General features: G+C 44.6%; 17 protein-coding genes and 9 tRNA genes. 21 read left to right on the plus strand and 5 right to left on the minus strand.

Translation table 11 applies throughout. The annotated features are described in order from the left end of the window. The first annotated feature begins 12 nt into the window (after window positions 1-12). The 19 genes from lolB to ACFI6J_RS10075 all read left to right on the plus strand — a co-directional run bounded on the left by lolB (window position 13) and on the right by ACFI6J_RS10075 (window position 10,997). Window positions 13-639, plus strand: a complete 627-nt coding sequence (gene lolB / locus ACFI6J_RS09985; protein ID WP_131138404.1) for a lipoprotein insertase outer membrane protein LolB — start codon at window positions 13-15, stop codon at window positions 637-639. Beyond that, window positions 639-1,505, plus strand: coding sequence for a 4-(cytidine 5'-diphospho)-2-C-methyl-D-erythritol kinase (gene ispE / locus ACFI6J_RS09990; protein ID WP_321825277.1), 867 nt, complete (start codon window positions 639-641; stop codon window positions 1,503-1,505). Before lolB ends, ispE begins: the two co-directional genes overlap by 1 nt. A 33-nt stretch (window positions 1,506-1,538) precedes the next feature. Further along, a tRNA-Gln gene (locus ACFI6J_RS09995) sits at window positions 1,539-1,614 on the plus strand. A 33-nt stretch (window positions 1,615-1,647) separates the two neighbouring features. After that, window positions 1,648-2,595: a ribose-phosphate pyrophosphokinase gene (locus tag ACFI6J_RS10000; protein WP_014949014.1), complete on the plus strand. Its 948-nt coding sequence runs from the start codon at window positions 1,648-1,650 to the stop codon at window positions 2,593-2,595. Between the two features lie 255 nt (window positions 2,596-2,850). Beyond that, window positions 2,851-3,333: a hypothetical protein gene (locus ACFI6J_RS10005; protein WP_061485392.1), complete on the plus strand. Its 483-nt coding sequence runs from the start codon at window positions 2,851-2,853 to the stop codon at window positions 3,331-3,333. 124 nt (window positions 3,334-3,457) lie between these two features. Further along, the gene (gene ahr, locus ACFI6J_RS10010) at window positions 3,458-4,459 is read left to right on the plus strand and encodes an NADPH-dependent aldehyde reductase Ahr (protein WP_014978887.1); all 1,002 of its coding nucleotides are present in this window, start codon (window positions 3,458-3,460) and stop codon (window positions 4,457-4,459) included. Window positions 4,460-4,824: 365 nt separating this feature from the next. Then, window positions 4,825-5,457 carry a 50S ribosomal protein L25/general stress protein Ctc gene (locus tag ACFI6J_RS10015; RefSeq protein ID WP_014976150.1) on the plus strand — a complete coding sequence of 211 codons (633 nt, stop codon included), beginning with the start codon at window positions 4,825-4,827 and terminating at the stop codon, window positions 5,455-5,457. Between the two features lie 5 nt (window positions 5,458-5,462). Beyond that, a complete protein-coding gene (gene pth / locus ACFI6J_RS10020) occupies window positions 5,463-6,044 on the plus strand; it encodes an aminoacyl-tRNA hydrolase (protein ID WP_014949010.1) in 582 nt (193 codons plus the stop codon). A 41-nt stretch (window positions 6,045-6,085) separates the two neighbouring features. Next, window positions 6,086-7,177 carry a redox-regulated ATPase YchF gene (gene ychF, locus ACFI6J_RS10025; RefSeq protein WP_014949009.1) on the plus strand — a complete coding sequence of 364 codons (1,092 nt, stop codon included), beginning with the start codon at window positions 6,086-6,088 and terminating at the stop codon, window positions 7,175-7,177. Window positions 7,178-7,301: 124 nt separating this feature from the next. Beyond that, window positions 7,302-8,297, plus strand: a complete 996-nt coding sequence (locus ACFI6J_RS10030; RefSeq protein WP_275444899.1) for a peptidylprolyl isomerase — start codon at window positions 7,302-7,304, stop codon at window positions 8,295-8,297. 171 nt (window positions 8,298-8,468) lie between these two features. After that, window positions 8,469-8,545 (plus strand) — tRNA-Met (locus ACFI6J_RS10035). Between the two features lie 35 nt (window positions 8,546-8,580). Further along, window positions 8,581-8,665 (plus strand) — tRNA-Leu (locus ACFI6J_RS10040). 4 nt (window positions 8,666-8,669) lie between these two features. Beyond that, window positions 8,670-8,745, plus strand: a tRNA-Gln gene (locus ACFI6J_RS10045). A 34-nt stretch (window positions 8,746-8,779) separates the two neighbouring features. Next, a tRNA-Leu gene (locus ACFI6J_RS10050) sits at window positions 8,780-8,864 on the plus strand. A 2-nt stretch (window positions 8,865-8,866) separates the two neighbouring features. Beyond that, window positions 8,867-8,942, plus strand: a tRNA-Gln gene (locus tag ACFI6J_RS10055). Window positions 8,943-8,994: 52 nt separating this feature from the next. Then, a tRNA-Met gene (locus ACFI6J_RS10060) sits at window positions 8,995-9,071 on the plus strand. Window positions 9,072-9,105: 34 nt separating this feature from the next. After that, window positions 9,106-9,190: transfer RNA gene (locus ACFI6J_RS10065), tRNA-Leu, on the plus strand. Window positions 9,191-9,194: 4 nt separating this feature from the next. Next, window positions 9,195-9,270 (plus strand) — tRNA-Gln (locus ACFI6J_RS10070). A 320-nt stretch (window positions 9,271-9,590) separates the two neighbouring features. Then, window positions 9,591-10,997, plus strand: a complete 1,407-nt coding sequence (locus ACFI6J_RS10075; RefSeq protein ID WP_061485388.1) for an alanine/glycine:cation symporter family protein — start codon at window positions 9,591-9,593, stop codon at window positions 10,995-10,997. Between the two features lie 172 nt (window positions 10,998-11,169). Here ACFI6J_RS10075 and ACFI6J_RS10080 read toward each other — a convergent pair whose 3' ends face one another. Together ACFI6J_RS10080 and ACFI6J_RS10085 are read right to left on the minus strand one after the other, a co-directional pair. Beyond that, on the minus strand, window positions 11,170-11,826 hold the full coding sequence (locus ACFI6J_RS10080) for a cupin domain-containing protein (RefSeq protein WP_239246308.1): 657 nt from the start codon (window positions 11,824-11,826) through the stop codon (window positions 11,170-11,172). Window positions 11,827-11,941: 115 nt separating this feature from the next. Next, window positions 11,942-12,736, minus strand: a complete 795-nt coding sequence (locus ACFI6J_RS10085; protein ID WP_014976145.1) for an SDR family NAD(P)-dependent oxidoreductase — start codon at window positions 12,734-12,736, stop codon at window positions 11,942-11,944. Window positions 12,737-12,841: 105 nt separating this feature from the next. Here ACFI6J_RS10085 and ACFI6J_RS10090 point away from each other — a divergent pair, with 105 nt between their 5' ends. Further along, window positions 12,842-13,186, plus strand: coding sequence for a winged helix-turn-helix transcriptional regulator (locus ACFI6J_RS10090; RefSeq protein WP_014976144.1), 345 nt, complete (start codon window positions 12,842-12,844; stop codon window positions 13,184-13,186). 11 nt (window positions 13,187-13,197) lie between these two features. Here the strand turns inward: ACFI6J_RS10090 and ACFI6J_RS10095 are convergent, their stop codons facing one another. Next, complete coding sequence (locus ACFI6J_RS10095; RefSeq protein WP_014976143.1) at window positions 13,198-13,821, minus strand: flavin reductase family protein; 624 nt, start codon at window positions 13,819-13,821, stop codon at window positions 13,198-13,200. A 92-nt stretch (window positions 13,822-13,913) separates the two neighbouring features. Here ACFI6J_RS10095 and ACFI6J_RS10100 point away from each other — a divergent pair, with 92 nt between their 5' ends. Next, window positions 13,914-14,471: an acyl-CoA thioesterase gene (locus ACFI6J_RS10100; protein WP_014976142.1), complete on the plus strand. Its 558-nt coding sequence runs from the start codon at window positions 13,914-13,916 to the stop codon at window positions 14,469-14,471. 69 nt (window positions 14,472-14,540) lie between these two features. Here the strand turns inward: ACFI6J_RS10100 and ACFI6J_RS10105 are convergent, their stop codons facing one another. After that, complete coding sequence (locus tag ACFI6J_RS10105) at window positions 14,541-17,105, minus strand: TonB-dependent receptor plug domain-containing protein (protein ID WP_039225628.1); 2,565 nt, start codon at window positions 17,103-17,105, stop codon at window positions 14,541-14,543. 20 nt (window positions 17,106-17,125) lie between these two features. After that, a partial coding sequence (locus ACFI6J_RS10110; protein WP_462558563.1) for a hypothetical protein occupies window positions 17,126-17,455 on the minus strand: 330 nt, incomplete at its 5' end.

The following is a 17,455-nucleotide window of genomic DNA, read 5'->3' on the forward strand; positions in this document are numbered from 1 at the left end:
TAACGCGCCTTAATGATTCGCTTTATTTCCCTACTGTTGTTTCTCTGCTTCGTACTGAGCGCATGCACAACCGCTCCCAAAGGCCCAGAAAACGCGGTAAACCTCACGGCCCAACTTGAAAAAGTTGCTGAAGTACATCAGTGGCAAATGCGCGGAAAAATTGCATTTCGCCAAGGAAAGGAAGCGGCCAGCCTTAATTTAGTCTGGAAAAACGATTCCGGTGATTTTGATTTTCGATTAACCAATTTTCTAGGGGTAAGTCTGGTTAACCTTAACGTTACCCAGCAGCAGTCGGTATTAGAGGCTGACGGTGAAACGTATGTAGATGCTCTACCAGAACCACTTATTTATCAGATTACGGGAATGGTCATTCCGGTGGAATCACTATTGTCTTGGGTAAAAGGCTTACCGCTAGACGGTGATAAATTCACCCTAACTGAAAAAGGGTTGGTTAATACCCTTGAAAGCTATTGCCGAGGTTGCCGCAATTGGCAAGTTGCTTATGGTAATTACGGTAGTGTTGAACTAGATGATGGCACATCTGTATGGTTGCCTCACAGCATAACGCTTACCCAGAATGAAACGCCGGACATGCCTAATACTCAGCTTAAAATTAAAATTTATCAGTGGACTCTGTAGTGAACTCATCTGTTTCAGAACATAAAGATTGGTGGCCTTCCCCCGCTAAACTGAATCTTTTTTTACATATTCTTGGCCGCTACGACAACGGCTATCACCAGCTTCAAAGTCTGTTTCAAATGCTAGATTACGGCGATGCACTCGCCTTTGACATAAGTACAGACGACACAACGATTCGCATGGAAACACCTCTTGATGGTGTGCCAGACGATGACAATTTAATTGTAAAAGCAGCGCGACTGCTGGCAACAAAAACAAAATGTGATAAAGGTGCCGTTATTTCGTTAGACAAGCGCCTTCCTATGGGGGGCGGCATTGGCGGGGGTTCTTCGAATGCAGCCACCACGTTAGTGGCGCTTAATCACCTTTGGAACACAGGGCTAAGTGAAGATGAACTGGCTGAGCTCGGGCTATCTTTAGGCGCTGACGTACCTATTTTTGTGCGAGGTCTAACAGCATTTGCAGGAGGCGTTGGAGAAGACATAACGCCAGCTCCCCAAAAAGAACAGTATTTTCTTGTAGCGAACCCAAATGTTCATGTCAGTACAGCAGAAGTGTTCACCTCGCCGGATTTGCCCAGAAATACACCTGCGATACGTTGGGAAGACTATAAATTTGAAAAAACTTGGAATGATTGTCAGCAATTAGTCGCGAATCGCTATCCTGAAGTTGCAAAATTATTACAGTGGTTGGTACACTACGCACCGTCGCGAATGACGGGCACAGGTGCATGCGTGTTTGCCACTTTTTCTGACTACACTTTAGCCGAACAAGTTAGGGCTCAAATGCCTGAAACTTGGCAGAGTTTTGTCGCAAAAGGTGTGAATCGCTCACCACTATTAGACAAATTAGAACAACAAAGATAGCGTGTACGCCACATCGGACAAGAACTTAAAAATTGGGGTATAGCCAAGTTGGTAAGGCAGCGGGTTTTGATCCCGCCATCCGTAGGTTCGAGTCCTGCTACCCCAGCCAAACCTCTTTTATCAACGCACTGAGGAACCACTTGTGCCAGATATGAAGCTCTTTGCAGGTAATGCCGTACCAGAACTTGCCCAGAAAGTTGCCGATCGCCTCTACACCAAACTTGGAAATGCCAAAGTTGGCCGTTTCAGTGACGGTGAAATCAGCGTAGAAATTCATGAAAACGTCCGTGGCTCGGACGTTTTTATTATCCAGTCTACGTGTGCGCCTACTAACGATAACCTTATGGAACTTATTGTGATGATCGACGCACTACGTCGCGCATCAGCTGGTCGTATTACAGCAGTAATTCCTTACTTTGGTTATGCACGCCAAGACCGTCGTGTTCGTTCAGCTAGGGTGCCAATTACTGCGAAAGTAGTGGCTGACTTCCTGTCTAACGTTGGTGTTGACCGCGTACTTACTATCGACCTACACGCCGAACAGATTCAAGGTTTCTTTGATGTTCCGGTGGATAACGCATTCGGTACTCCTATCCTTCTTGCTGACATGGTAAGACGTGATTTTGCCGACCCTGTAGTCGTTTCTCCTGACATTGGCGGTGTTGTACGTGCACGTGCTACTGCGAAACTACTTAACGACACCGACCTTGCCATTATCGATAAGCGTCGCCCTAAAGCGAACGTGGCTCAGGTAATGAACATCATTGGTGATGTAAAAGACAGAGACTGCATCATTGTCGATGACATGATTGATACAGGCGGTACGCTTGCAAAAGCAGCCGAAGCACTTAAAGCACATGGCGCGCGCCGTGTTTATGCTTACGCGACTCACGCTATCTTTTCAGGCAACGCTGCAAACAATCTTAAAGAGTCTGTTATTGACGAAATTATCGTTACCGACTCTATCCCATTAAGTGCAGAGATGAAGCAAATTGGAAAAGTAAAACAGCTTACTTTATCTGAGATGCTTGCAGAAACTATTCGTCGCATCAGCAACGAAGAGTCTATTTCAGCAATGTTTGAATACTAAAATTTAAATATTGTTACTCCTACCAAAGAGCTGGCCCATGTAAGTGGCGCCGGCTCTTTTTTTACCTTTCTTTTTTCTTTGAAAGCGAACATCACCTTAAAAATAAGAACAGTACATCAAGCCAAACACATTCCGTTTAGGCCTTAAATATACTTTATTGCCGTTTTCCGACTCGTTAATGTGACTTTCTTTTCATCAATTTTAGGTTTAACGTTAAGAATTGTTGTGCGTTAAAACTAATATTAAGGACATAAAATGAAAACAAAAACACTATGCCTTGTTGCAGTAATTGCTGCCCTTTTAAATACAGCAGGCTGCTCTGGAGATGACGACTCAGTGAAACAAGCAGATCTTGAGAAACAAGGAACTGAAATGAAAGACAAATCTTCCACAGTTCAAGCTAACGATAAGGCGTCTATGCCCAAGGAACTGGTAGCCGAACCAGTTACTCAGGCTGAAGCCGTAGAAGATAATGCAAAAGGTGAAGTCACCATGAAGGGCAGTATTATTTATAAAGATCTCGAAGGCGGTTTTTATGCTTTTATTGCTGAAAACGGCGATCGCTATACGCTACATGGTTTAGATGAAACTTATCAAAAGAACGGCCTTGTTGTGGAAGTTAAAGGTACGCCTAAACCTGATATGATGACCTTTACGCAATTCGGTACGGTACTTCAAGTATCAAGCGTTAAAGTACTCGATACCAGTAAAGTCATTGATAACCTGCAAACACAATGATCGAGAATATAGCTTTGCGTGTAGCAAATTACTTATAAAGGTAATTAAGCTAGCGATTTAGCAATTATAGAATTTTTGCGTACGCGTGAATGTTGCACTGCAACACTTAAAAGGACGGTTATTGATGATAAATGCATATGCCGCTAAAGAAGCGGGTGGAAAACTGGAAAAGTTTCAATACGACCCCGGTAAGCTGGGCTCACATGACGTTGAAATAGACGTTGAAAGCTGTGGTATCTGCCACAGCGACCTAAGCATGCTCGATAATGAATGGGGCATGACAGAATATCCCTTTGTGCCTGGTCACGAGGTTGTCGGCACAATTAGCCAAATAGGTGAACATGTAACGTCACTTAAGGTGGGACAGCGTGTCGGTTTAGGCTGGCATTCAGGCTACTGTAATAGTTGTAGAACCTGCGAAGAAGGCGATCATAACCTGTGTGCCGATGCTACGATGACCATAGGTGGTCGTCACGGTGGATTTGCAGATAAAGTGCGCGCCCAAGCACGTGCCGTTATTCCCCTTCCCGATGCTATCGATAGCACAAAGGCAGGCCCTCTTTTTTGCGGCGGTATTACCGTCTTCAACCCATTAGTCCAGTTTGGTATTAGTCCTACCAGTGAAGTGGGTGTAGTTGGTATTGGCGGCCTGGGTCATCTTGCCCTGCAGTTTTTAAATGCATGGGGATGTAAGGTAGTAGCGTTCACTTCAAGCGAATCTAAGAAGAAGGAAGCGCTAGAGCTAGGTGCATCAGATACAATTAATAGCCGTGATGAAGATGAGATTAAAAAAGCGCGCGGTCGGTTTGACTTAATTATTTCAACCGTAAATGTAAAGCTTGACTGGAACTTGTACCTATCGACATTGGCTCCGAAAGGCCGGCTTCACTTTGTAGGCGCCACCCTTGAACCTCTAGATATTGGTGCGTTTAACTTAATTGGTGGTCAGAAAAGTGTGTCAGGTTCGCCAGTGGGAAGCCCCGCGACCATTAAGACCATGCTAGATTTCGCTGCACACCACAATATTGAACCTGTGACCGAAACCTTCAAGTTTGATGACGTAAATGAGGCAATTGCGCGATTAAGAGAAGGTAAAGCCCATTACAGAGTGGTGCTGACGAAGTAAACGCTTGTGTAAAAAGTTGCTATGTTCCCAAGGCCTGTTGACCTTGTGAAGCCATAGGAAAGAGACATTAACGGTCAAGTTAGTCTTAGCAAAGTGCTTTTTTCTATAAATATGATAGAAGCGCGCCAAGGTGCGCTTCTTTTATTGTGAGTAACGCAAATACTTGCATTAGCTTGGTTGGATATTTTATCTGCCTTTGTAATTGTATGTTTTGGTAGGTGGTGTTAGAATTCGCCGCCCTTGAATTTTGGGCTGGTGTTTTATTGCGCATAAAAAGTTATTTTTAAACGTAATTCACATCATTTTACCGTGGGTTTTGGTCGCAAAAATCCACATCATTAGACTTATATTTTTGGAGACAGACAATGTCTGAAGCAAATTTCAAACTAGACGCTTCTGTTCGTACAGACCTAGGGAAAGGTGCGAGCCGCCGCCTACGTCGCGAAGACAAGCTTCCTGGTATCATCTACGGTGGTGAAGAAGCACCAGTTTCTATCACACTAGATCATAACAAAGTAAACAACTCTGCTGACTTTGAAGCGTTTTATTCTCACGTTCTTGAGATTAACCTTGACGGTAAAGTTGTTGAAGTTCTAGTTAAAGATATGCAACGTCACCCGTTCAAGCCAAAGATCACACACATTGACTTCCAACGTGTAATCGCTGGTCAAGACGTTCACACTAACGTACCACTTCACTTCGTAAATGAAGAAAAATCTGCAGCTGTTAAAGCTGGCGGTATTGCTGAGCACCACGTAACTGAAATCGAAGTTACTTGTCTACCTAAGAACCTTCCTGAGTTCATCGAAGTAGATATGGCTGGTGTTGAAATGGGTCAAACGCTACACCTTTCTGACCTAACTCTTCCAGCTGGCGTTTCTTCAGTAGAACTTGCGAAGAACGACGAAGCTCACGACCTAGCGGTTGTAACTGTTAAGCCTGCTCCTAAAGCGGCTGACGCAGAAGAAGACGGCGAAGAAGCAGCTTCTGAGGAATAATCCTCTTGGCTGATATCCGCCTTATCGTGGGTCTGGGTAATCCAGGCCCCGAATATGAAAATACCCGACACAATGCCGGTGAATGGTTTCTCAACCAACTAGCCGACACCTACAACGCCCCGCTAAAACCAGAAACCAAATTCTTCGGTAAAACTGCTCGCATTACAGTTGCAGGCAAAGATATCCGTTTGCTCTACCCCACTACCTTTATGAATAAAAGTGGACAAGCCGTAGCAGCACTGGCTAACTTTTACCGCATAGAACCAGAACAAATATTAGTAGCGTTTGACGAGTTAGATTTACCCCCAGGTGTTGCAAAATACAAAGTGGGCGGAAGCTCTAGTCAAAATGGCGTACGTGACATTGTGGCTAAAATGGGTAACAACAAGAATTTTTTGCGTTTGCGCATAGGTATTGGTCATCCAGGTCATAAAAGCCGCGTTACCGGCCATGTTCTTGGAAAACCACCAGCAGAAGAAAAAGCAGCCATTGAAAGTGCCATCGATGAAGCGGTACGTTGTACAGAAATTTTGCTGAAAGAAGACCTTAAGCAAGCACAAAACAGGTTACACTCGCACAAAGGGTAAACCTAGCCAGTTATCACTTTTCCAAACTAAGGATCCATACCATGGGTTTTAAATGCGGTATTGTTGGCCTACCAAACGTAGGTAAATCAACACTTTTCAATGCATTAACTAAAGCAGGTATTGAAGCGGCAAACTTCCCGTTTTGTACTATCGAGCCAAACACAGGTGTTGTTCCTGTGCCAGATCTTCGTTTGGACAAGTTGGCTGAAATCGTAAAACCTCAGCGCGTTATTCCTACTACCATGGAATTCGTAGATATTGCTGGCTTGGTTGAAGGTGCCTCTAAAGGTGAAGGTTTAGGAAACAAATTCCTTGCTAACATCCGTGAGACTGACGCTATTGGTCACGTAGTACGCTGTTTTGATGATGAGAACATTGTTCACGTTGCAGGTCGCGTTAGCCCTAAAGACGATATCGATGTTATCAACACCGAGCTTGCACTTGCTGACTTAGAAACAACAGAAAAAGCACTTCACCGTGTTGCTAAGCGCGCAAAAGGTGGCGATGCTGAAGCTAAGTACGAAATGAAAGTGCTTGAAAAGATTAAGCCGCACCTAGACGAAGGCTTGTTACTACGTTCACTTGAACTGACTAAAGAAGAGCTTGCGGCAATCAGCTACATGAACATGCTTACCCTTAAGCCAACCATGTACATTGCCAACGTGAATGAAGACGGTTTTGAAAACAACCCGTACCTTGATCAGGTTAAAGAAATTGCAGCAGGCGAGAATGCGACTGTAGTTGCAGTATGCGCGGCAATCGAATCTGATATTGCTGAGCTTGAAGACGACGAACGCGAAGAGTTTATGCAAGACATGGGTCTAGAAGAACCAGGTCTTAACCGCGTAATTCGTGCGGGTTACAGCCTGCTTACGCTACAAACCTATTTTACTGCAGGCGTAAAAGAAGTACGTGCGTGGACCTTCCCTGAAGGCTCAACTGCACCACAAGCGGCAGGTAAAATTCACACCGACTTCGAAAAAGGCTTTATTCGCGCTGAAATCGTAGGCTACGAACACTTTGTTGAGTTCAACGGCGAGCAAGGTGCGAAAGACGCGGGTAAATGGCGTTTAGAAGGTAAAGACTATATTGTTAAAGACGGTGACGTTATTCACTTCCGCTTTAACGTGTAATTTCTATTGTAGAAATTAGCACTGTTTACTAAAGCCACCGCAAGGTGGCTTTTTTGTTTCTAGCGAATAATTGTGAAGCGCACATAGGCCTGATATAACTAGTAAAAAACTAACGGCTTTTGTAATGACTATTAATCAGCTTTGCGCTTCACGCCCTTTAACTTGCAGCAAATCACAGCACGCCAAACGATTTTCTGTTTTAAGAACCTCAATTAAAGCGTTGTGCTTGTTAAGCCTGGCTAATTTTTCTTTTGCCAGTGAACCTCAAACTAATCCAGTGAATTCACAAATCAGTAGCGATGCTGTTGAAAAGGCACCAGCATTAGCAAGTAACACTGCCAGTTGGTATCAAGTTCCTCAGAGTAATACTGTGACGTTTAAAACTGCATATGGCGATGTAGTTATTGCGCTTCACCCTACCCTTGCACCAAAACATGTGGCCAGGTTTAAAAGTTTAATAGACGCAGGCTTTTATAACGAACAAGCATTTTATCGTGTAGTAGACGGGTTTGTGGCACAGGCAGGCAGCAACGATACGCATGACGCATCACAATTTCCGCCGAATCTGCTTAAACCTATTAACGCTGAATTTACGCAACCGCTTAATAGCAATGTAAACGTGGTTGAGAATCAGGATATGTTTGCGCCTAACACCGGATTTTTAGATGGCTTTCCAGTAGGCATTGATAAAAGCCGAAAAGAAATGTGGGGGCTTCACTGCCCAGGTGTTGTGGCGTTTGCTCGCAATAGCGAGAAAGATACAGCCAGTACGGAGTTTTATATTGTGATTGGGCAAGCACCACGACACTTAGACAGAAATATGTCGGTCGTTGGTCGCGTACTGCACGGTATGGATGTGCTTCAAAAGTTGCCGCGAGGAAATATGGACAGAGGTGGCGTTCTAGATGATATAACGCAAGAAAGCAAAATTAAGCAGGCTTTTGTGCATGCAAACAACGCGGCACCTTATTTCTTACAAACGCCGCATCATGAAGAATATAAAAAACGGGCAAACACAGGAAGAAACTTAGATAACCCGTTTTTTCATGACAATACGTATGGCCCGCGCCCTATTGACGTATGTTATTACCAAACAAAAACCAGTAACAAAGCGTGGTAAATAGCTAACTTTTTTCGTGCAAGTTGTTCAATTTCACGGCTTTTTGCGCGTATTTCGCCCTAATGCGCACACTTAATGAGCATTTAAAAAAAGTTAGTAAAAAAGGGGTTGACGGTTGCCAGTCATATACGCATAATACGCGCCACTTCCTGAGAGGGAAGAGAATAGCAAGGCTACGTAGCTCAGTTGGTTAGAGCACATCACTCATAATGATGGGGTCGCAAGTTCGAATCTCGCCGTAGCCACCAATTCTCACTTATCTCTTTTAGGAAAGTCTAGCTGCGCGGAAGTGGTGGAATTGGTAGACACGCTGGATTTAGGTTCCAGTGCTTCACGGCGTGAGAGTTCAAGTCTCTCCTTCCGCACCACGACTGGGGTATAGCCAAGTTGGTAAGGCAGCGGGTTTTGATCCCGCCATTCATAGGTTCGAGTCCTGTTACCCCAGCCATTCTTTTTGAATGACTATTATAGCTAGCGTCTACGCGGAAGTGGTGGAATTGGTAGACACGCTGGATTTAGGTTCCAGTGCTTCACGGCGTGAGAGTTCAAGTCTCTCCTTCCGCACCATTTGGGGTATAGCCAAGTTGGTAAGGCAGCGGGTTTTGATCCCGCCATTCATAGGTTCGAGTCCTGTTACCCCAGCCAAATTCTTGAGAAGCCGCTCATCGAGCGGCTTTTTATTGAAGATAAAAGTTTAGGCTACGTAGCTCAGTTGGTTAGAGCACATCACTCATAATGATGGGGTCGCAAGTTCGAATCTCGCCGTAGCCACCAACTTTTACTTATTCCTTAATTGGAAGTCTACATTGCGGAAGTGGTGGAATTGGTAGACACGCTGGATTTAGGTTCCAGTGCTTCACGGCGTGAGAGTTCAAGTCTCTCCTTCCGCACCAATATTGGGGTATAGCCAAGTTGGTAAGGCAGCGGGTTTTGATCCCGCCATTCATAGGTTCGAGTCCTGTTACCCCAGCCATATTCTTGAAAAAGCCGCTCTTTTGAGCGGTTTTTTTGTTTGTACTCTCGTATTGTTCAGCAAATGTGTTCTTCTCCCCCATGAATGAATAAATTTGCTATATGCGAGCATAAAACGTCATAGTTTCAGTACGTTTTCATTGTCCAATCATTTAATTGTCGTGCTAGTATTGGTTTTTTATCGATATAGCTCGGCTTATTCCAAGGTTTAGCAAATAAAAGTTTGCTTAAGCCGAAGCGTTTGTTCTGACAACGCACCTGTCATGTTCAGTTCATTTCTACACGCCGAGCAATAATTAAAACAATAACGAAGGAAAGTGCGTGATAAACGAATTCGTTTCATTAGTTAACAATATTCTTTGGGGAGACGGTCAGGTACTTATCATTATGCTGCTTGCATGTGGTATCTGGTTTACCGTTAAACTTGGCGGTGTGCAGCTTAGGCACTTCGGCCATATGTTCAGCCTACTAAAGGGCAGTAACACTTCTACTAAGGATGGGATCAGTTCATTCCAAGCTTTATGTACCAGCTTATCGGCTCGCGTAGGCACGGGTAACTTAGCTGGCGTCGCGGTTGCTATATCTCTAGGCGGTGCTGGCGCTATTTTTTGGATGTGGATGATTGCCCTTTTAGGTATGGCCACTGGCTTTGCCGAAAGTGTACTAGGTCAGCTATATAAAGTCCGTGACGAAAACGGCGAGTTCCGTGGCGGTCCCGCTTATTACATCAAGCAGGGTTTGAACAAAACCTGGCTTGCAGTCGCATTTTCTCTATGTTTGTTCTTTGGCTACGGCTTTGTCTTTAGCGCCGTTCAAGCCAATACTATTACCGATGCATTAAACAATGCATACTCATTCCCCACGGAATATGTAGGCCTAGCCATTATTGCACTGGCAGCCTTAATCGTCGTGGGAGGCCTTAAAAGCATTGCGCGCTTTGCCGAGTTTGTGGTGCCATTTATGGGAATAGGCTACGTGCTTGTGGCTTTGGCTATTACCTTCATTAATATTTCCGAACTGCCAGCCATGCTGCTCGATATCGTTAAATCAGCATTTGGCTTGCAGGAAGCTGGCGCTGGTGCACTCGGTGCGGCCATTAAAAATGGTATTCAGCGCGGGCTTTATTCAAACGAAGCAGGCAGCGGCTCTGTACCGCACGCTGCGGCGAGTGCTGTGCCAAACCCTAATCACCCCGTATCACAGGGTTACATTCAGATGCTAGGCGTTTTCTTAGATACACTCGTGCTATGTACGTCTACTGCCTTCATCATTTTACTTGCTGGCGGTTCAAGCTCTGATCAAATGGAAGGCATACGCCTAACCCAAGATGCGATGAGCAGTCACCTAGGCGAAGGCGGTACTGATTTTGTGGCTGCCGCCATCAGCTTATTTGCATTCACGTCTGTAGTGGCAAACTATGCCTATGGCGAGAGTAATCTGCACATGTTCAAGCTAGATAATAAAATAGGCCGTGCAGTTTACACTATTGGTTATTTAGGCATGATTTACTGGGGCGCACAGGCAGCCCTACCTCAGGTATGGGCCATGGCCGATATGGCGTTGGGCCTAATGACGGTGATAAACATCATTGCTATTGTATGGATGACCCCTACCATTGTGTCTATCAGCAAAGACTACTTTAAGAAAAAAGACACCGGCGCAAACATGGAATACAAAGCGGGCGACTGTGAAATACAGGGTAAGTCAGAAGAGGGTATTTGGGATTAAGTCCGGCTTTTACTAGGTTAGTGTTTTAAAGTTAGGTGTTACCGGGCTAACTTTAATCTAGTGAGATTAAACAAAAAGAAAGGCTAACCTCGGGTTAGCCTTTTCCGTTTGTAGCAATTGACCGCAAGTAAAACACTGGTTTTGATTTACCTGCAACAAATGAAGTGGCGGCCTACAACGCTACTGGCAAATGCCCTGTCTTCACCCATATTATTGTTTCCTCATCCACGTAAGGATGATGCTGACTCATATGAGGATTGCGCAACCATGTGCCTTTTGGGTATGCACCATGTTCGTCTTTAAATGTACCCGATAGCACAAAAATTTCTTCACCTCCGAAATGCTTGTGAGGCTTAAATACCTCTCCCACGGGCCACTTAACTAGCGCCACATGTTCATGCTCAAAGTTGTGGAGCGGCATCACTTGTAAACCGCCCTGCCCTTGCAGCCATTGTGCTTTATTTGTATTTACGCGTACTTCACTCAAATCGCGCTTATCAAACTGATTCAGCTTAACCAGAATCACACAGCCTTCTTTACTGAAAGGGCTATGTTTACTGCCTGGCGGGTTACGCAAGTAAGTACCTGCAGGGTAATCACCGTGTTCATCGGAAAACACACCTTCAAGCACCAAAATTTCTTCACCATAAGGATGACTATGCTGCTTAAAGCTCGCGCCAGCTTCGTACTTCACGACGCTAGTTGTATGACCAGACTCTTTTGCTTCACGCTCTAAGGGTTTACGCCATACCGTAGAAGACGGTGACGCCTGCCACTCTTGCATTTGCGTATTAATCGCTAGGCGTTCATCAAAGTTCATATTAAGCATCATTGATAATCTCGTTTTATTTAGAGCAAGCAATTGTTACCGAATAAACGTATACATCATCTCGCTTCGTGTTATTAGAATGAAGACAAAGCAAGATAATGATACGTCCTATTTATTAGTTCCTACCTGCCATTACACCACCATCAATATCTAATACGGTACCGGTAGTCCAATTAGCTCTTTCTGATAACAGATAAAGGATGCCATGTGCCACGTCTTCTGGAGTTCCTATACGTCCTATCGGATGAAACGCATTGAAACCTTCCAATACTTCATCGGTTTGCTCTTCTGGAACGAACGCATTGTAAATAGGTGTTTTAACTACCGCTGGCGATACTGCATTTACACGTATGCCATCGTCGGCAAGTTCCATGGCCAGATGCTGAGTAAGTGAATGCAGCGCTGCTTTTGCCATGGAGTAAGCAGACGAAGGAGTCGCCTTAACGGCCTGCTTAGCCCACATAGAACCAACATTAACAATACTGCCAACACTGTGCTGAGACATTCTTTTGGCTACCGCTTGGGTGATAAAAAATAGGCTTTTATTCAAATCATGATAAACATCATAATCTTCGCATGTATGCTGTAAAAATGGCTTAGGGTTAAAATACCCTGCAGCATTTATTAAGTAATGAAAAGGTACAGCTGCATCTTCTACGTACTTTATTAATTTTTGTACGTCTGCAGGCTTATATAAGTCAACTTGGACAGCGTTTATGCTAATGGTTGAAACATTTGTGAATGTACTTACCGCTTTCACTGCTTCTTCCAGTTTGGAACCATTCTTGCCCACAAGCACAACGTTAACACCTTCATTCGCCAATAACTTAGCGGTGGCAAGACCTATACCGCTTGAACCGCCTACAATTAACGCGTTACGGTTTTCACAAAAATCATTTAAAAGTGACATTTAAAATTCCCTCACTGTTTTCAATTCGTGATAACCTTACGCCTTAGATAACTCCATGAATAGTAAGTATAATTTGGTTCAGTAAGTACTTTTAGGTACATCTTTATGAATTTTAAGGAAAAACAAATCGAGCGAAAAATACCACCTCAAGAAAGCGCGCGCATGGTAGAGACGATTTACGGCTGTAAATGGTCGCTTACCGTTTACCAACTCTTGGCAAATGGCATTAACCGCCCCGGTGAAATGGTGCGTACTGTAGACGGACTAAGCACCAAAGTATTAAATCAATGCCTGAAGAAGAACACGGAATTTGGTATTCTGAAAAAAACGGTGTATCACGAGCTCCCGCCTCGGGTTGAATACCAAGTAACAGAGTTTGGAAATAGATTTTTAGCCGTACTAGAACAAATAGAGGCCTTACAAGAAGACCTCAATAATCTATCGAGATAGCATCGCCAGCTCTATCCCTCTGGTCTTAGCATTTCGAAAAAGTTATCTCGGGAAATAGTGTAATAATCGCCTCGTCCGCCACCACGGGTAACTGGCGCACTTTTCAGCGTGCTGTAAACGCCGTTCTCTATGAGTGACTTATCAATATGTACACCCACTACTTCACCCATGATAAACCAGCTATTCACCTCCTCACCTGAGGCGGTCTTAAGCTGTACCACATCAGTTAGCTTACATTCCATGCTCACCTTACTCGCTTTTACGCGGGGAACGCTTACCACTTCACTTTCTACAGTTTGAAGCCCTGCATGGTCAAATTCACTTTCTTCAGGTGCCAGAGGTTTACTTGTCGTGTTCATTGCATCAATCAAATCTTCTGATACAAGATTCCAGCAAAACTCACCCGTTTCCTGTACGTTTACCAGTGAATCTTTCTTACTGCCTACTACTGAAAATCCGATAATTGGCGGCGTGTAGTTCAACGCATTGAAAAAACTGTAAGGAGCAAGGTTTAACACTCCCGTTTTTGATTTTGTAGAGATCCATCCGATTGGGCGCGGTGCGATGATTGCGTTAAACGGATCGTGAGCCAAGCCATGACCTTCTTTTGGTTGATAAAAATGCGTTTGTGACAAAACCATTCCTTAAAATTTGTGGTAGGGTAAATCTAATACTGATATGAACGCTTATTCGGCGCTTTTCAAGGGCTTAAGATTAAAGGTTGTTTATGACTGCACGTAATGTCGCTTTTTCAAGAACAAGACTGACTGAATTAATGGTGCCATCTTTTGCTAATTTTGGCGGTAAGGTGCATGGAGGTGTCATTTTATCGTTAATGGATAAAGTCGCCTATGCCTGCGCAAGTAAACACGCAGGAGCCTATTGTGTAACCGTTACTGTTGATGGCGTCGAGTTTTTACAGCCTGTTGAAGTGGGTGACTTACTTCACCTCGACGCTACCGTTCATTATGTCGGAAACACATCCTTGGTAGTAGGGATAAAAGTCACTACGGAAAATATAAAAACCAACGAGGTCAAACATACCAATAACAGCTTTTTTACCATGGTTGCCAAAGATGATAGCGGCACACCTGTTTCAGTCCCTGAGCTAGAGTTATCTACTCACCATGAAATGCGCAATTTCGTAACGGCTATACGCCGCAGTAAAATTCGCAAGGAAGCACAAGTTAAGCTGCAACGTGATTACGACGCTTTTATTCCCAAAGAAGACTTTGCGCTTTTAAACGAACATCGCTGTGTAGTTACCTTTGAGAAAAATGACTAAGTAACAGGTACAAAAAAAGCCAGTTGCGTATTAATCAACTGGCTTTCAGCACTCAAGAACCGGTGCTAATTAGAAGCTATACGAGACTTTTCCGTAAACAAAACGGCCTGTAAAACCGTAAGGCGAAAAGCCTGAATACGGGAATAAGCGCGAGAACGTGGTTACATCATCCACAAGTTCACGGGTTGTTTCTGGGTACACATCAAACAGATTGTTAGCACCAACAGAAACGGTAAGTCCTTCTGTTAACGCAATGCGAACGTCTAGGTCTGTGATCCACTCTGACGGAATGATTTCATTGCGTGCTTCAACTGACGATGGGTCTTCCACTTCACCATAACGAGTAGTGCGTAAGGTTGTTGTGTAGCGGTCATAATTCCACGTAACACCTAAGTTAAGTTTGCTGTCAGGCGAAGCCGTTTCGAAGCGACGTAGTTCAACATCATCGAACAAGTTAGCCTGGTCGAAGCCTGCATTTTGCAACACATCAGGTGCATCGATAACATTTGTTACCTCGTTATCGTTAAAGTTAGCACCAGCGTTAAAGTTAAACGCACCATAATCTGACGTATTAAGCGTATAGGTAGAAACGATATCAACACCTTCCGTACGCGAATCTATCGCATTTAAGAAGAATCGAGCCTGATTAGCTCCCGTACCCGCAAGTAGTGCTTCTATACCCTCACCTGATAGGTTGTTAGACAGCACGATACGATCGTCGATATCAATGCGATAAAAGTCTACTGTCAGGTTGAAATCAGCAGTTGGCGAGTAGGTAAAACCTGCACTGTAGTTATTCGATTCTTCTGCATCAAGACCTGGGCTGCCCAGCGCTTGCGCAACATCACTTGACGGCGCAAATGTCCCCGTTTCAGTTGGCTCGCCATCAACAAATACCGTCGCGATTGAGGTGAAGAATTGCTGTTGTAGCGATGGTGCTCTAAAGCCGGTTGATACTGACGCTCGAAGTGCAAATGCATCACTCAGGGTTACACGGTGAGACATTTTCCAATTAAACGTGCTGCCGAAGTCAGAATAATCTTCATAGCGCCCTGCCACTGCTACGTTCCAGTTTTCTACAACGTCAGCTTCTACATCCACATAGAAGCTATAGTTATGACGGCTGTTTTCACCTGCAGATTCTGGTGTAAAGCCTGGGAATACTTGCGAACCAGCAGCACCAAACGGGCCGTCTACCGGGTCAGTCACCACGCCGCCAGGTCCAAACGTACCTTGTATGTAAGACCCTTCTTCACCTGCAGTTATTTCATAGCTCTCATGACGATATTCTGCGCCCATGGCGAAGTTCATTTCGCTGTAGAAATACCCGGTATCTACCAAACGTGACGCGTCAGCATTCACAATTGTGGTGTTGTATTCTAGCGTACCCGCGTCAAACTCAGTTTGACTCGTTGGACCTAAAGACGTGTTTAGGGTGTTGATAACACCATACTCAAGCTCATTACCACCATGTGTTACGGACAAGTCGTAATTCCAAACATCGCCATAGCCCTTAATACCAGCAAGCAGCGACATATCGGTTATGTCAGTTTGAATAGAAGGTAGGAATCCGTCTGGATAAATTTCAACTACGTTTCGTGAATCTTGAGCTCGACGGTAAAAGCCTCCGCCTACCGAATCACGAGTGCTGTAGCCTGCGGTAGTATAAAACTCAACGCTATCAGTAAGGGCTTTGCCCGCGTTTATGAACAAGGCGTAATCTTCCACCTCACCATTTCCGTAAACGTGATTGTAGCGGTTGACCGTAAGCTCACGAGGGTCTAGGTTGCCGTCCGCGTCTCGCGCATAGTTTTCTCGCTGGTCGTAGTCCGAACGGTTCGCCTGTCCACGGTCGCGGTATTCACCTGATACGTTAACAAAGCCGTCGTCTCCCCATTCGAAGCCTACGTTGCCGCGAAGGGTAAAGGTTTGTCCATCGGTTACGTCTCTGTCGCTTCCTTCAGCGAATGCTAAATTACCGTCAGCGCCAACACTCACACCTTCAAGGTTAGGCACACCGTCCATTGTTGTAACGTTAGCACCATACGTTGCCGACACTTCACCGCCTTCGGCAGCATCTTTCAAAACAATATTAATAACACCGGCAATGGCGTCTGAGCCGTACTGAGCCGCAGCACCGTCACGCAACACCTCAATACGCTTAATCGCATTAGCCGGGATAGCGTTTAAATCTACCGCTGAAGAGCCACGCCCCACCGAACCATTTAAATTAAGAAGCGCAGAGGTATGACGACGCTTACCATTAACTAATACCAGCGTGTGGTCTGGTGCTAAACCACGCAGCTGCGCTGGTCGTACGTGGTCGGTGCCATCGGTAATAGATGGCTGAGGGAAGTTAAAGCTAGGCAGTAACTGGTTTAAGATCATGTTGGTTTCAGTGAGCCCCGTTGCTTCTATAGATGAAGCATCGATAATGTCGATAGGTACAGGGGAGTCATTGATGGTGCGACCAACGCGACGTGAACCTACAATTTGGATTTGCTCAACATCTTGCTCATCAACAGAAGCTTGCTCCTGTGCAAGCACTGACGAAGAAGAAAAAGCCATTCCTGCAATTGCAGAAGCAATGAGGGAAAGCTTGAAAGCAGAAGCGTTAAATTTTGCCTGTTGCATTGTGTTGTTCCTGAATTCTTTTAAATTTTACTTTTCGAAGTGTGTAGTTTTGTATTTCGTGAATCAAAAACGCGTTGAAATACAATATCTTCTTTCTGTTGTTGGGGTACTGCTAAACGCCAGATTGTCTGATCAGACTTATTATTATTAGAGATGAAAAGCACGCGGTGCTTGAAGGCTGAGTAAATCACAAAAAGATTCGCTCGCACAATACTAAAGTTGTAATAAATCCTTAATATCGACGACAGGCAGAATTTTGAAGATGAAGCGACGGAATCATCTATTGCACTGGTGGTAAGAGGCGGTAGGAAGGTGCCACCTTCACAAAAGGTAATTTGGACTAGAGTACA

Source organism: Alteromonas sp. G4i13 (genome assembly GCF_054960505.1).